Below are 15,173 nucleotides of genomic sequence, written 5' to 3' on the forward strand. Positions count from 1 at the left end.
TTGGCGCTCAGCAGACGTTCATTCAGCGCCCTCGCGGGCACCGCCGCGCTCGGGCTGGCACTGGGCGGCAGTGGCGGACCGGGGGCGTCGTCGGCGTACGCCGCGCGCGAGGTGCCGACCGGGCCGCCGCCGCCCGCGCCGAGCGCCGACGGGCGGCGGCACACCGTCGGGTTCGACCACTACTCGCTGCTGGTCGACGGCAGGCGGCTGGTGCTGTGGTCGGGCGAGATGCACCCCTTCCGGCTGCCCAGTCCCTCGCTGTGGCGGGACGTCCTGCAGAAGATGCGCGCCCACGGCTACAACGCCGTCAGCGTCTACGTGGCCTGGAACTACCACTCGCCCGCTCCCGGGAAGTACGACTTCACCGGGGTCCGCGACCTCGACCTGTTCCTTCGCACGGCCGCCGAGACGGGGCTCTACGTCGTGCTGCGGCCGGGCCCCTACATCAACGCCGAGGTCGACGGCGGCGGTTTCCCCGGCTGGCTCACGGCCACCGCGGGCACCGCCCGGACCGCCGATCCGACGTACCTCGGGCACGTCGACGAGTGGCTGGGGCACGTCGACGCCATCGTCGCCCGGCACCTGTTCACCAGGGGCCGCGGCACGGTGCTGCTCTACCAGATCGAGAACGAGTACGACGCGCACGTCGACGAGCCGACGGGCCGCGCCTACATGTCGCACCTGTACCGGAAGGTGCGCGCCGACGGCATCGACGTGCCCCTCTTCCACAACGACAAGGGCCGCAACGGCTACTGGACGCCGGGCAGTTTCGACACCGGCGGCGAGCGGGGGCGGTGGCTGTACGGGTTCGACGGGTACCCCTCGCCCTCCCAGGTCCCGCCGGACTGGGGGAAGTTCGGGACCGGCGGGCCGACCGGCGGGGCCGGGGCGAGTCCCCGTACGCCCGGGTTCATGCCGGAGTTCGGGGGCGGCTGGTTCGACCCGTGGGGCGGGGTGTTCTTCAAGGGCAAGGGGTACGCCGAGGCGCGGCGCACCCGGGACGCGGCGTACGAGCGCCGTTTCCACCTGACCAATCTCGCCAACGGCATCACGGCGCACAACGTCTACATGACGTTCGGCGGCACGTCGTGGGGCTGGCTGCCCGCGCCGGTCGTCTACACGTCGTACGACTACGGGGCCGCCATCGACGAGGGCCGGCAGCTCACCGGGAAGCTGGCGCCGATGCACCAGACGGGGCACATGCTCCGGACCATCCCGGACTTCGCCAAGCTGGACCGGGCGGCGGACGTGAAGGTGGCGGGGCTGACCGCCTACCACCTGAGGAACCCGGACACGGACGCCCATGTCTACGTCCTGCGCAACGACGGTGACCGGGAGGTCACCGCAGCCGTCGCCTCCGCGGTCGCCCCCGCCGTCCCGGTCGGCGGTGACGACCTGCCGGTCACGGTGCCGGCCCGGGACGCCCGGCTGATGGTCGCCAACCTGGCGCTGGGGCCGCGCAGGCTGCGCTACTCCACCGCGCAGCCGATGCTGTTCCTGTCCGCGGGCCGGCAGGACGTCGTCGTGTTCTGCGGGCGGCGCGGCGACATGGCGCGCGTGGTCCTGGAGTCCGCGGAGGAGCCGCTGGTCACACGGTTGAGCCAGCAGGCGGCGTACGTCTACGACCAGGGGCTGCTGCGGCTGACCGCTCCGCTGGGCGCGGGCGGGCTGATCGGGGTGCGGGTGGAGGGCGACGGCAACGACCGTCCGCTGCTGGTGCTGTTCGCCGACGAGGCGACGTCGCTGCGGCTGTGGCCGTACGACACGCCGTCGGGTTCGGTTCTGGTGTACGGGCCGGAGCTGCTGCGCGGCGCCGTCCTGCGCGACTCCACGTTGCGTCTCACCGGTGACACGGTGGCGGCGGCCGGCCTGGAGGTGTGGGGGCCGCGCGGCGTCGAGGGCGTGACGTGGAACGACGGCGCGGTGCGGACGGTTCCGACCGGTTCGGGCAGTCTGCGCGCCGCCGTGCCGCAGGCCGGGGTGCCCGAGGTGGAGCTGCCGGTGCTCGGCGGCTGGCGGACGCGGGCCGAGAACCCGGAGTCGGCGCCGGGTTTCGACGACTCCGGGTGGCGGGTCGCCGACCGGACGTCCTCGTACAGCACCACGGCGGTCCCCGAGGGCGGGCCGGTCCTGTTCGCCGACGACTACGGCTTCCACTACGGCGACGTCTGGTACCGGGGAACGTTCACGGACGCCACCGGCATCGAGTCGGTGTCCCTCTCCTACAGCACCGGAACGCTGGGGCTGCTGATGGCGTGGCTGGACGGGGAGCCGCTGGGCACGCACCGCATGCCCGTGCCGGACGACGGCACGATCCGCAGGGGCACCTGGACGGGCACGGCCGTCCTGCCGGTGGGCAAGCGGTCGCGGACGGGCGGGCGGCACGTGCTGTCCGTCCTGGTGCGGCGGATGGCGCACGACCAGGACGGCAGGGCGCTGGACACGCACAAGGCGGCGCGCGGGCTGACCTCGGCCGCCTTCACCGGGGGCGCGCCGAGGGTGACGTGGCGTATCCAGGGCGAGGCGGCGCCGGATCCGGTGCGCGGGCCGCTGAACAACGGCGGGCTGTTCGGGGAGCGGGAGGGCTGGCACCTGCCCGGGTTCGCGGACGGCGGCTGGAAGCCCGTCGCGTTCCCCCGGGCCGAGCGCCGGCAGGGGGTGACCTGGTACCGGACGACGTTCCGGCCGGCCGTGCCGGCGGGCGTGGACGCGTCGGTGGGGCTGACGCTGGAGGACGATCCGCGCCGGGCCTATCGCGCGCAGATCTTCCTGAACGGCTGGAACCTGGGGCAGTACGTCAACGACGTGGGCCCGCAGCACACCTTCGTCCTGCCGAACGGGATCCTGCGCACCCGGGGCGTCAACACCCTGGCCCTGGCGGTGCTGTCCGAGGGGACCACGCCGGCCGGGCCGGGGCGGGTGCGGCTGACGTTGCTGGGCAGCGCGGCCGGAGGGGTGCCGGTGTCCTTGGTGGCCTGTTCCGGCCGCTGAGCCCGCGCGGGCCGGGAAGCAACGCCCGGTCGGCGGTCGTTCTCCGTTGAACAGCGGTCGTCGGATCGCATGACGCGGACACATACGGCCGCGTAGGCTCGTACGAACCGTCCCGCACGGGCGGCCGGAAGGGGTGGGACGATGCACTTCGCGGGCGCGCGGCGCGCGGCGGCCCGTCCTGCGGGGCACCTCCACCGCGGGCGTCCGGGAGCGGCACGGTGATCCTGCCGGCCGAACCGGTCGCCGTCCTGGCCGGCCCGGCCGCCGGGTCCTGCGAGGACGCCGGTCCCGGCCGGCTGCGGCTCGCGTTCGACCCGGCCGAGTTCGCCGGTCACTGCTCCATCTCCTTCTGGATCCCGGCCGCGGTGCTCACCGCCGCCCTGCTGATCAAGGTGCCCACGATCATCCGGCTGTGGCACGACCCGATGCTGCGCGCGGTGGGCGGGCTGCTGCTGCTCGCCTGCGCGGTGTTCGTGTTCGTGGCGCCGCCGACGATCCACTGGACCAACCGGGTCACGGGCGTGCCGAACATCTCGGCGCCGTGGGTCTACTCGCTGCTCACCGCGTTCTGCGGGTCGTGTCTGCTGCTGATCATCGCCTGGCGCAACGGCCTGGCCGACCGCTCGGCCGCGACCCGCCGGGCCACCCGCTGGGTCGTGTCCGTCTACTCGGGGGTGATCGTCGCGCTGTGGGGGTTGTTCGCCCTGGCCGACGTGCCGGTGGAGCGGCTGCGGGACCTGGACACCTACTACGCCGGCACGCCGTTCATGCGCGAGGAGATCCTGCTCTACCTGCTCGCGCACGCCGTGGCGGTGCTCATCACGTTCCGGGTGATCTGGAACTGGGTGCGCACCGACGGGCTGGACGCCTGGCTGCGCTGGGGGCTGAAGTCGCTGGGTGTCGGTTACGGGTTCAATCTGCTCTTCGACACCGTCAAGTTCACCGCCGTGGGGGCCCGCTGGTCGGGGCGCGACCTGGACTGGCTGAGCACCGACCTGGCGCCGCCCGTCGCGTGCGTGTCGGCCATCCTGATCGCGGTCGGCTTCATCGTCCCGCACGCCGGCCAGTATCTGCACGACCGCTGGCGCGTCCGGCTGGCCCACCGTCAACTGCGGCCGTTGTACCTGCTGATGCGGACCGTCGACGGCGGCGTTCCGGCCCCGCTGCTGCGCGGCGGGCCGGAGTTGCGGCTGACCCGGCGCGAGACGTTCATCCGGGACGTGCTGCTGCCGCTGGCGCGCCACATCGACGAGGAGTCGCGCGGGCGGGCGTACGAGGCGGCGCTGGAGCTCGGGTACGCACCGGAGAAGGCGCGGGCGCTGGCCGCCGCGGTGGCGGTCCAGGACGCCGTGGCCGTCCGGGGGCGGGCCGCCCGGGACGACGCGGACGGCGCCGGAGGCGACACCACGGAACTGCTCAAGGAGATCGGCGCCCTCTCCCGTGCCCTGCGCCGGCCCGACCGTCTCCAGGCGGTGCGGGTGCGGGCCGCCGTCCCGGTGAGGAGCGTGCCCGTCCATGAGTGAACGCGCTGGTCCGGCCGTTCGGCGCGGTCCCCGGCCCGGGGGTGCCGGGGGCGCGCGGCGCGGCGATGATGGGGGTCCGCGGCGCGGGAATGGTGGAGGTTCGCGGTGCGCGGGCGACGGGGGTCCCGGGCACGGGGATGATGGGGGCGGTTCGGAACGATCCACGGGGGCGTGTGGTGCGGGTGCGTAGGAAGCGGGAGATGCGGCGGCTCGCCGACGCTCTCATCGACTCCATCCGGGTGCCGGTCCCCGCGGACCCCGAGACGCTGTTCGCGGCCCTCGTCGAGTCGGTCAGCGCCTGGCGCGGGCGGCGGGTGGTGGTGCGCCGCGAGGTCTTCCCGCCGCACACCGCGAGCGGGTTGTGGCTGGAGGCCGAGACGCAGGACGTGGTCGTCGTCGACCAGCGGGCCGCGGTGTGGCACCAGATCGTGATCTTCTGTCACGAGGTGTGGCACATGAACCGGCGGGACGCGGACGCCGCGGCGGACGAGGCGGGCTCCGCCGGCGCGCCCCGGCCCGTCGCGGCGCGCACCGACTTCAGCCTGGCCGACGAGCAGGAGGCGGACCGGTTCGGCATGCTGATGGGCGGTCGGCTGCGCGGCTGGCTGGAGGAGTCCCCGGCGGCCCCGGAGCCGCCCGCCGCGGACCGGGTGGCGGGTGGCGAGGACCTCGCCGGACGCATCGGCGCGGCGCTCAACTACCGCGGGACACGGAGACGATGACCGGCCTGATCAACTACGTCAGTTGCGGCGCGCTGTGGCTGGGCCTGGCGGTGAAGACGCCGGACCTCGTCCGCCACCGGCGCGACCCCTATCTGCGGGCGATCTGCGTGGTGCTGGGCCTGGCCGGCGTCTGCTTCCTCCTCGGGGCCGCGCCGACGGTCGGCGCCGTCAACCGGCTCAGCGGCGTGCCGAACCTCGCCGCCCCGCTGACCTACGCGTCGATCACCGCCTACAGCGCGGCCTCCCAGGTGCTCATCGTGCACTGGCGGGGCGGTGAGCGGGTGCGTCGCGTGGTGCGCTGCTGGGTGGTGGCGTACGCGTTCGTGCTCGTGGGCATCGCGGTCATGTTCGCGCTCGGCCGGGCGCCGGTGGAGCGGCGTACCGACCTCGACACCTACTACGCGACGACGCCGTTCATCTCGGAGATGATCGTGCTGTACCTGGTCGGGCACCTCACCGCCGTCAGCGTGACCACGGTGTCGTCGCTGCGCTGGGCCCGCGAGGTGGCCGGCTGGCTGCGGGCGGGGCTGGTGCTGCTGGGGATCGGGTCGCTGTGCAACGCCGGGTACAGCGTGTCCAAGCTGGTGGCCGTGGTCGCCCGCTGGTGCGGGCGGGACTGGTCGGCGCTCAGCACGTCCGTCTCGCCGGCCGCCGCCGGGGCGGGCGCCCTGCTGACCGCGGTCGGCATCCTGGTGCCGCTGGCCGGGCCCCGGCTGACGGAGTGCCGGCGCGCCTGGCGGACGTACGCGCGTCTGGAGCCGCTGGAGCGCGAGCTGGACGGCGTCCTCACCCGCCGTGCCCTGCGGCTGCCCCGCCCGCGCTGGGCCTCGCCCGCCACCCGGCTGATGTGGCGTCGCACCAGCATCCACAACGCCCTCGGCTATCTCGACGCGTCCTTCGACCACGCCCTGTACGAGCGGGTCCACGCGACGGCCCTGGACGCCACGGGTGACAAGGAGCGGGCGGAGGCCACGGCGTGGGCGGCGGTCATCCGGGCGGCGGTCCGGGAGCAGACCGTGCCCGGCCTGGCGGAACCCGCGCCGGCGGTGGGCGCCGCGCGCCCGGCGGGGGCCGCTGCGTGCGGGCGGCTGGAGGCCCGGGTGCCCGGTCCCGCGGTACTGGTCCGGATCGCCGACGCGCTGGCCGCGGGTGCGGCCGGGGGCGGTCCGTCGGTCCTGCCGGGCGCCTTCGGGGGGATGTCGCCGGCCGGGGCCCTCCCGGGCGGTGCGCCGGCGTCGGAACCGGTGGGCGGTGGCGCGGCACCGTCGCGGGCGGTCGGGGGCGGTACGTCGTCGTCGGGGGCGGTGTGAGCGGGTCGTCCGCGCCGGCGGCGCGGTCCCGGCGCGCCGTCCGCCGGGCCGGGCGGGGGTGCCGGGGGTGAGTGTGGTCGTGTATCTGGCGGCCGGTCTGTTCGGGCTGTCGGCCGTCGTGCTGTTCCGGCGGCCGCGCACGGCGGTGCGGGATCCGCTGACCGTGTCCACGTGCGTGGCGATCGTCCTCGGGTCGCTGGTGTTCGTCTGCTCGGCGCCCCTGACCCTGTCCGCCGTCAACGAGCTCACCGGCATTCCCAACTTCGGCGCCCCGCTGACGTACGGCATGCTCTCCGCGTACAGCTGCTCGCTGCTGGTCCTGCTGATCCACTGGCGCGGCGGCCCCCGCGAGCGGGTCCGGCGGATGGTGCTGCGCGCCCTCGCCGCGTACGTGCCGCTGATCGCCGCCGTCGTCGTGCTGTTCGCGCTCGGCGACGCCCGCACCGAGCGCCTGACCGACCTCGACACGTACTACGCCGACACGCCGTACCTGCGCGAGATGATCCTGCTCTACCTGATCGGGCACAGCGCGGCGACGTTGGCGATGTGCGTGCTGTGCGTGAAGTGGAGCCGGGAGGTCACCGGGCTGCTGCGGGCCGGGCTGCGGCTGATCCTCGCCGGGTCGGTGCTGGACGTGGCCGGGTTCCAGGTGACCAAGTACACGGCCGTGGCGGCGCGTTGGTGCGGGCACGACCTGGACGTGCTGTCCACGAAGGTCGCCCCGCCGATGGCCTCGCTCGGCGCGCTGCTGTGCTCGGCGGGCTTCGTGCTGCCCAGGCTGCTGCCCGTGACGCTCGCGCACGTGCGCAGCCTGCGGGACTACCGCAGGCTGGGGCCGCTGTGGTCGCGGGTGCGGTTCGTGTCCACCGCGCCCAAACCGCCCAGCTCCTGGTGGCAGTCGCCGCGGGAGCGCCTGCACTGGCGCGAGGTGTCCATCCACGACGCCCTGCTGGGCCTCGCCCCGTACTTCGACGACCGGGTCCGCGAGCGGGCCCTGGCCGCCGCCCGGAGCGCGGGCCGGACCGCGCACGAGGCGCGGATCGCGGCGGAGGCGGTGATGCTCGCCGACGCCGCGCGCCGCGCCGCCGCCCGCGAGGAGCCGCTGCGCGCGCCGAGCGGGTACCGCCTCCACGCCACGGAGGTGTCCGGGACCAGCGGCCTGGTGGAACTGGCGGTGGCGCTGGTCCGCAGGCCCGCCGAGACCGCCGTACGTCGAGGAACGGTGAGGACCTTCCATGGCTGAGCCATGGCCGACTCCGAGGAGCCCCATGTCCCGTAGAGCATCCAGCGACCCCGGCGCCCCGAGAGCGCTCGGGGCGCGCCGGGCCGTCGTCGTCGGCGCCGGCCTGGCCGGCCTGCTGGCCGCGGCGGCGCTGTCCACCGCCGTGGACGAGGTGGTCGTACTCGACCGCGACGAGCTGCCCGACGGGCCGGAGCACCGCAAGGGGCTGCCGCAGGGCCGCCACGCCCATCTCCTCATGGCCGGCGGGCTGGCCGCCATGGAGGAGGTCGTGCCGGGGGCGGGCCTGCGGGAGCGGCTGCTGGCCGCGGGCGCCCGTGAGGTGTCCCTCGGCTCGGGCATGCTGGCCCTCAGCCCCGAGGGCTGGTTCCGCCGCTGGCGGCACGACGGGCCGAGCATGCTGAGCTGTACCCGGGCGCTGCTGGACTGGACGGTGCGCGACGCCGTCCTCGCGCGCACCGGGGTCGAGGTCCGCAGGGCGCGGGCCCTGGGGCTGCTGGGCGACGGGGAGCGGGTGCGCGGGGTCCGGGCGGCGGCGCCGGACGGCGAGGAGACGGAGCTGGCCGCGGACCTCGTGGTCGACGCGAGCGGCCGGGGGTCGCGGATCGACGTCTGGCTGGAGGAGCTCGGGATCACCGGCGTGCGGACTCGGACCGTCGACTCCGGCCTGGTCAACGCCACCCGTGTGTACCGCACGCCCGCGGGCACGGAGCGGTTCCCGCTGACGGTCGTGCAGGCCGATCCGTACGGGTCCGCCCCTGGCCGCAGCGGCATGGTCATGCCGATAGAGGGCGGCCGGTGGATGGTCAGCCTCGCCGGCACCCGGGGCGGCGAGCCCCCCGCGGACCCGGCCGGGTTCCTGGCGTACGCGCTCGCCCTGCCGAGTCCCGTGGTGGGCCGGCTGATCTCCGGCGCCGAACCCCTGACCGGGGTGCACATCAGCCGCAGCACCAGCAATGTGCGGCGCTACCTGGAGAAGGCCGGGCGCTGGCCGGAGGGCTTCGTCGCGCTGGGCGACGCCGTGGCCACCTTCAACCCGGCCTACGGGCAGGGCATGTCGGTGGCCGCGCTGGGGGCGCGGCTGCTCGGCGAGGAGCTGCGGCGCACCGGTCCGGCCGCGCCCGGGCTGGCCCGCCGGGTGCAGCGCGGAGCCGCCCGGTCGGTCGACGCGGCCTGGGCCGCGGCGGTCGGCCAGGACGTCTGGTACCCGGGCACCCGCGGGGCGCGCCCCGGCCCGGCGGACCGCCTCGTGACGGCCTTCAGCCGCCGTCTGACCAGGGCGGCCACCGGCTCCTACCGCGCGGCCGCGGCCCTGTGGGACGTGACCAGCATGAACACCGGTCCCGAACGCCTCCTGCGCCCCGGCACCCTGCTGGACGTGGCCTGCGGCGCCCTGCTGCCCCCGTTGTCCGGGCCGCCGCTGACCGCGGCGGAGCGCGCGGTCCTCGACGACCTGGACCGGACCGGGGCCGGGGCCGGGGACCCGGCGCTGAGGGTCGGGGGCTGAGGGCGCAGGGCGGGGGCCGGGAGCGGGGCCCGGAGGGGGCCGGGGCCGGTCAGCCCGCGAAGGACGGCTGGGGCAGGCCCTCGCCCGCGTTCGGCACCACCAGCACCGAGCCGGCCAGGGGGTGGGGTGCGGTCAGGCCGGTGCGGGCCGTGGTGATGTACAGGTCGGTCAGGGCGGGGCCGCCGAAGGCGCAGGCCGTGGCCCGGGGGACGGGGAGGCGGACGACGCGGTCCAGCTCTCCCTGGGGGGTGTAGCGGCGGACCGCGCCGCCGTCCCACAGGGCGACCCAGACGCAGCCCTCGGCGTCGACCGTGAGGCCGTCGGGGTATCCGGCTCCCTCCTCCACCTGTGCCAGTGCCCGCCTGCCGGTGGCCCGTTCGCCGTCGAAGTCGAAGACGTCGATCCGGCGGGTGGGCGTGTCGACGTAGTACATGAGGCGGCCGTCGGGGCTCCAGCCGGTGCCGTTGCTCACCGTCACCCCGGTGAGCACCGTCTCCGCCGTGCCGTCCCCGGTGAGGCGGGAGAGCGTGCCGCCGCCCAGGGCCTCGTCGTAGCGCATGGTGCCGGCCCAGAGCGAGCCGTCGGGCGCCACGGCGGCGTCGTTGCCGCGGCGGCCGGGCACCGGGTCGTGGTGCAGCCAGCGGAAGGCGCCGTCGGGGTCCAGCAGGCCCACGCCGTCCCGCAGGTTCAGCACCAGCCCGCCGCCGGCGCGCGGCTTGGCCGCGCCCACGTGCTGTCCGGTGGCGCGCACCGTGCGGTGGCCCGTCGCCGGGTCGTAGGTGTGCACCCGGGAGGAGAGGATGTCGATCCAGATCAGCCGCCCGGCCGCCGGGTCCCACGTCGGGCCCTCGCCCAGCTCGGCCTGTGCGCGGACCGCGACCTCGAACTCGGGTCCGTACGTCGTCGTCATGCCACGCTCCGGTGGCCGAGGCGCTCCGAGAGGTCGGCGGCGCCCTTCGCGGCGAGCCGCTCCAGCTCGGTACGGCGCTCCTCGCTCCAGCGGATCATGGGCACGGAGATGGACAGCGCCGCGACGACCTGTCCGGTGCGGTCGCGCACCGGGGCGGCCACGCAGCTGACGTCCGGGTTGGACTCGCGGCTCTCCACGGCCATGCCCCGTTGCCGGATGCCGGTGAGCGCCTCGCGCAGGGCGGCGGGGTCGGTGATGCTGTTGGGGGTCATCGCCGGCAGTTCGGCGTCGTCCGGGACGCGGGCGGCGAGCTCCTGCTCGGGGAGGGAGGCGAGCAGCATCTTGCCGACCGAGGTGCAGTGGGCCGGGAGGCGGCGGCCGGCCGCGGACACCATGCGCACCGCGTGCGTGGAGTCGACCTTGGCGATGTAGATGACGTCGGTGTCCTCCAGGATCGCCACGTGCACGGTCTCGTCGCAGGTCTCGGCGACGGTCCGGGCGACCTGCTGGCCCTCGGCGGCGAGGTCGAGCTGCTCGGCGTAGCGGCTGCCGAGCTGGTAGGGGCGCACACCGAGGCGGTAGCGGCCGGGCTGGCCGGCCACCTGGACGATGTACTTGCGGGCGGCGAGCGTCGTGACCAGCTCGTGCACCGTGGTGCGCGGCAGTTGCAGCCTGCGCACGATGTCGGGGGCGGAGAGCGTCCCGTCCCCGTCGAGGAAGAGCTCGAGTATGTCGAGAGCCCGGGTCACGGCGGGTACGAGGCGTCCCACGACCGGCCCCCTCCCTTGAACTTGGCCTTGTTCGAAATCTCAACAGGCGATCGGCATGACGAACACAGGCTAGTCACGGGTGCGACGCGCGGGCAATGGGTCGTACGGGATGCGCGGGCGACGGGCGTGGCACGACACGGCAGGGCAGGGCAGGGCAGGGCACGGCACGGCACGGCACGGCACGGAGGACGGGACCGGCGACGGGGCGTGCCGGATGCCCGGCCCGGGCGACGGGTGGCGGCGGGGCGGGTCCGCAGGCGCGGGTCGTGCGGTGCGTGCTCCCGGGCGATGGCGAGCGGGCGAGGCGGGCGTGAGCGGGCGAGGCGGGCGGGTGAGCGGGCGAGGCGGGCGGGTGAGCGGGCGAGGCGGGCGGGTGAGCGGGCGAGGCGGGCGGGTGAGCGGGCGAGGCGGGCGGGTGAGCGACGATGGTGCCATGCCCGCGCCCTTCACTCCGTTCGACTTCCAGTTGGTGCTGCTGCGCCGCATGGCCGACCACAATCCGGATCTGGTGGCCGACGCCCGCCGTGAGCTGGGCGCCTCGCTCACGGACATGCGGGAGGCCAACAAGCGCTGGCAGGCGATGGTCCGCTCGCCGTGGGCCCGATCGGCCGCCGCTCGCTACCGCTCCGTCCTCGGCGCGCCCGAGTCCGCGACCGCCCACCGCGTCGGCGACCTGGACTGCGAGGCCCGGCAGTGGGCGCTCCCCCTCTGGCCCGGTCTGCGCTTCGAGGTGCTGGCCGGGCCGAACGGCCAGGTCTGGAACGAGTGGCTGGTCCGCGCCCCGGGCGCCCCGGTGCCGGACCTGCGCACCGTCGAGGACCTCACCCCCTGGTCCTGCACGGTGGACGAGGCGGCCCGCGCCTTCGCGCCGGCCCGGCCCCTGGAGGGCACCGCGCCCACGCGTTGGGGGCTGGCCTTCGAGGCTCCCGACACCCGGGGCGTACGGCGTCCGGTCGTCGCGGAGTTCACCTGGGGCCTGCTCCAGCGCACGCGGACCGGCGAGTGACGGCGGAACGTGACCGGCTTGAGGCCGCGGCCGGCGGCGGACATGGCCGGCCGTGGGGTAGGAACGGGGTGTCGTCCCCCAGTAACCCAGTACCCCCAGTCGCTCAAGTCCTCAGTCGGCACACGAGTCACAAGGAGTCGCCGCGTGTCCTCCCTCTTTCCGGCCCTGACGGGTGAACCGGGTGCGCGTCCCGCGCTGCGGTTCGGCGCCCGGTCGTTGACGTATGCGGAGCTCGCGGCGGCGGCCGGGGCCGTGGGCGCGCGGGTGCGCGGCAGGGCCCGGGTCGCCGTGTGGGCGACGCCGGAGCTGGAGACGGCCGTCGGGGTCGTGGGCGTGCTGCTCGCCGGGGTCGCCGCCGTGCCGCTCAACCCGAGGTCGGGGGAGAAGGAGCTCGCGCACATCCTCGCCGACAGCGCGCCGTCGGTGGTGCTCGCCGCCCCCGGTGACGAACTGCCGCCCGCGCTGGCCGGGTTGGAGCGGATCGACGTCGACGTGCGCGGCGCCGGCCCCGTTCCCGGCCCGGTGGAACGCTCCGGCGACGGCGATCCGGCGCTGGTCGTCTACACCTCCGGGACCACCGGTCCTCCCAAGGGCGCCGTCATTCCGCGCCGGGCCGTCGCCGTCACCCTGGACGCGCTCGCCGATGCCTGGCAGTGGACCGGCGAGGACGTGCTGACGCACGGGCTGCCGCTGTTCCATGTGCACGGGCTGGTGCTCGGTGTCCTCGGCCCGCTGCGGCGCGGCGGGAGCGTACGGCATCTCGGGCGGTTCACCACCGAAGGCGTGGCGGCCGAACTGAACGGCGGCGCGACCATGCTGTTCGGGGTGCCCACCATGTACCACCGGATCGCGGAGGCGCTGCCCGGCGACCCGGAGCTGGCCAAGGCGCTCGCCGGTGCGCGGCTGCTGGTCTCCGGGTCGGCCGCGCTGCCCGTGCACGACCACGAGCGGATCGCGGCCGCCACCGGGCGCCGGGTGGTCGAGCGGTACGGCATGACCGAGACGCTGATGAACACCAGTGTGCGGGCCGACGGCGAGGCGCGCGCGGGCACGGTCGGGGTTCCGCTGCCGGGTGTGGAGCTGAGGCTGGTGGAGGAGGACGGCACACCGATCACCCGGTACGACGGGGAGACGGTCGGCGAGATCCAGGTGCGCGGGCCGAACCTGTTCACCGAGTACCTGAACCGCCCCGACGCGACGGCCGCAGCCTTCACCGCCGACGGCTTCTTCCGCACCGGGGACATGGCGGTGCGCGACCGCGACGGTTACGTCCGGATCGTCGGCCGCAAGGCCACCGACCTGATCAAGAGCGGCGGTTACAAGATCGGCGCGGGCGAGATCGAGAACGCGCTGCTCGAACACCCGGGGGTGCGGGAGGCCGCCGTCACCGGGGAGCCGGACGCCGACCTCGGGGAGCGGATCGTCGCCTGGATCGTCCCGGCCGATCCGCAGTCCCCTCCCGGTGCGGCCGAGCTGGCCGACCATGTGGCCCGGCGGCTCGCCCCGCACAAGCGGCCCCGGGTCGTGCGGCTGCTCGACTCGCTCCCCCGCAACGACATGGGGAAGATCATGAAGCGGGCGCTGCCGCATGACTGAGCGGCTCACCGCCCGGCAGGCCGTCGCCCTGGTCACCGACGACTTCCGGGAACTGGCCGACGCGGCGCCGGAACCGGAGGCCACCGACGGGCCGCTCGGCTGGCGGGGCTACGACGCCGCGCGGGCCCGTGCCGCCGAGCGCACCGGCGAGCGGGAGTCCGTGGTGTGCGGCACCGCTCGCGTGGCCGGGGTCCGGGCCGTGCTGATCTCCTTCGAGTTCGGCTTCCTCGGCGGTTCGCTGGGCCGGCGCACCGGCGACCGCCTGGAGTCGGCGTACCGCCACGCCCGCGAGCACCGCCTTCCGGTGGTCCCGCTGGTCGCCACCGGCGGCAGCCGGATGCAGGAGGGCATGCTCGCGCTGACCCAACTCCAGCGCGTGGCGCGGCAGATCGCGCTCACCCGGGCGGCGGGCCTGCCGCAGATCGCGGTGCTGCGCGATCCGACGACGGGCGGCGGCTGGGCCACCCTCGGCGCGGGCGCCGACGTGGTCCTGGCGCTGCCCGGGGCACAGGTCGGTTTCGCCGGCTCCCGGGTCCGGCCGCCGGACGCCGACCCGGCCGCGTACACCGCACAGGCCCAGGTGGCGGCGGGCGCGGTCGACGCGGTCGTACGCCCGGAGGAGCTGCGGGAGACTCTGGGACTGTGGCTGCGGCTGCTGACGAGGCCGTCGTCGGCCGCGGTACCCCCGCCCCGGGCGCTGCCCGCGACCGGCCCGTCCGCCTCCGGCCCGGTCACACCCCCACCGGCCGACTCCGTACCGGCCGTCTCCGGGCCGGCCACGGCGGCAGCGGCCCCGGACGCCCGTCTGCCCGCGACCGGCTGGGAGGCCGTACGGCGGGCCCGCCTGCCCGGGCGGCCGCGCGCCGAGCGGTACCTGGACGCCTGTTTCACCCGGCGCGCTGCGCTGCGCGGCGACCGCTGCGGGGGCGTGGACGACGGGATGCTGTGCGGGTTCGGGGAGACCGACGGGATCGACGGCGCACCTCGCACCGTCGCCTACGCCGCCCAGACCGGCACCGCGACCCTGCCCGCCGGGTACCGCACCGCCGCCCGGCTGATCCGGCTCGCCGACCGGCTGGGCGTCCCGGTGCTGACGCTGGTGGACACCCCGGGCGCCGCGAACGACGCCGAGGCGGAGCGGCAGGGCGTCGGAGCCGCGATCGCCGACCTGTTCGGCACGGTGGCGGCGGCCCGGACGCCGGTCACCACACTGCTGATCGGCGAGGGTGGCTCGGGCGGCGCCCTCGCGCTGGCGGCGCCCGGCAGGACTTGGGCCACGCCGGACAGTTACTTCTCGGTCATCGCCCCGGAGTCGGCCGCCGCGATCCTCAAGCGGCCGGCGGACCAGGCGCCGGCCACCGCCGACCAGCTCCGCATCCGCCCCCAGGACCTGGTCGAACTCGGCGTGGTCCGAGGGGTCGTGCCCGCGGCGGACGCCCCGGACACGGGATCGGGTTCCCACTGGTACAGGTGATCGCCGCCCATGTGATCACTTGGTCGGACGGCGAGGACTCACGCCCACGGTGCGCACGTCACCGGCCGCCGAGGCGGTCGGGCGCGTGTCCCGCCTGCCCACCGCGACACGATCACCCACCTCG

General features: G+C 75.5%; 11 protein-coding genes. 9 read left to right on the forward strand and 2 right to left on the reverse strand.

Features of this window, described 5'->3' with window-relative positions; genetic code table 11:
* The 6 genes from ACF061_RS02940 (at position 1) to ACF061_RS02965 (ending at position 9,293) form a co-directional block, all read left to right on the forward strand.
* Entirely contained in the window at positions 1-2,991 is a 2,991-nt protein-coding gene (locus ACF061_RS02940) for a beta-galactosidase (protein ID WP_392265003.1), read from the forward strand.
* Between the two features lie 296 nt (positions 2,992-3,287).
* Entirely contained in the window at positions 3,288-4,514 is a 1,227-nt protein-coding gene (locus tag ACF061_RS02945; protein WP_392265384.1) for an MAB_1171c family putative transporter, read from the forward strand.
* Positions 4,515-4,714: 200 nt separating this feature from the next.
* Positions 4,715-5,236 carry a toxin gene (locus ACF061_RS02950; protein WP_392265004.1) on the forward strand — a complete coding sequence of 174 codons (522 nt, stop codon included), beginning with the start codon at positions 4,715-4,717 and terminating at the stop codon, positions 5,234-5,236.
* Positions 5,233-6,546 carry an MAB_1171c family putative transporter gene (locus ACF061_RS02955; protein WP_392265005.1) on the forward strand — a complete coding sequence of 438 codons (1,314 nt, stop codon included), beginning with the start codon at positions 5,233-5,235 and terminating at the stop codon, positions 6,544-6,546. Before ACF061_RS02950 ends, ACF061_RS02955 begins: the two co-directional genes overlap by 4 nt.
* A 67-nt stretch (positions 6,547-6,613) precedes the next feature.
* A complete protein-coding gene (locus ACF061_RS02960; RefSeq protein ID WP_392265006.1) occupies positions 6,614-7,789 on the forward strand; it encodes an MAB_1171c family putative transporter in 1,176 nt (391 codons plus the stop codon).
* Between the two features lie 25 nt (positions 7,790-7,814).
* Complete coding sequence (locus ACF061_RS02965; protein WP_392265007.1) at positions 7,815-9,293, forward strand: FAD-dependent monooxygenase; 1,479 nt, start codon at positions 7,815-7,817, stop codon at positions 9,291-9,293.
* Positions 9,294-9,342: 49 nt separating this feature from the next.
* Here the strand turns inward: ACF061_RS02965 and ACF061_RS02970 are convergent, their stop codons facing one another.
* Both ACF061_RS02970 and ACF061_RS02975 read right to left on the reverse strand, forming a co-directional pair.
* Positions 9,343-10,203 carry an SMP-30/gluconolactonase/LRE family protein gene (locus tag ACF061_RS02970; protein ID WP_392265008.1) on the reverse strand — a complete coding sequence of 287 codons (861 nt, stop codon included), beginning with the start codon at positions 10,201-10,203 and terminating at the stop codon, positions 9,343-9,345.
* Positions 10,200-10,973, reverse strand: coding sequence for an IclR family transcriptional regulator (locus tag ACF061_RS02975; RefSeq protein WP_392265009.1), 774 nt, complete (start codon positions 10,971-10,973; stop codon positions 10,200-10,202). Before ACF061_RS02975 ends, ACF061_RS02970 begins: the two co-directional genes overlap by 4 nt.
* Positions 10,974-11,406: 433 nt before the next feature.
* Between ACF061_RS02975 and ACF061_RS02980 the strand changes: the two genes are divergently transcribed.
* From ACF061_RS02980 to ACF061_RS02990, 3 genes are all read left to right on the forward strand, one after another.
* Positions 11,407-11,979 (forward strand): hypothetical protein, encoded by a 573-nt coding sequence (locus ACF061_RS02980; protein WP_392265010.1) that lies wholly within the window; start codon positions 11,407-11,409, stop codon positions 11,977-11,979.
* A 144-nt stretch (positions 11,980-12,123) separates the two neighbouring features.
* Entirely contained in the window at positions 12,124-13,575 is a 1,452-nt protein-coding gene (locus ACF061_RS02985) for an acyl-CoA synthetase (protein WP_392265011.1), read from the forward strand.
* The gene (locus ACF061_RS02990; RefSeq protein ID WP_392265012.1) at positions 13,568-15,049 is read left to right on the forward strand and encodes a carboxyl transferase domain-containing protein; all 1,482 of its coding nucleotides are present in this window, start codon (positions 13,568-13,570) and stop codon (positions 15,047-15,049) included. The genes ACF061_RS02985 and ACF061_RS02990 overlap by 8 nt, the downstream gene beginning before the upstream one ends.
* Positions 15,050-15,173: the final 124 nt, after the last annotated feature.

It is taken from the genome of Streptomyces sp. NPDC015220, from assembly GCF_043079345.1.
In the GTDB taxonomy this organism is placed as follows: Bacteria; Actinomycetota; Actinomycetes; order Streptomycetales; family Streptomycetaceae; genus Streptomyces.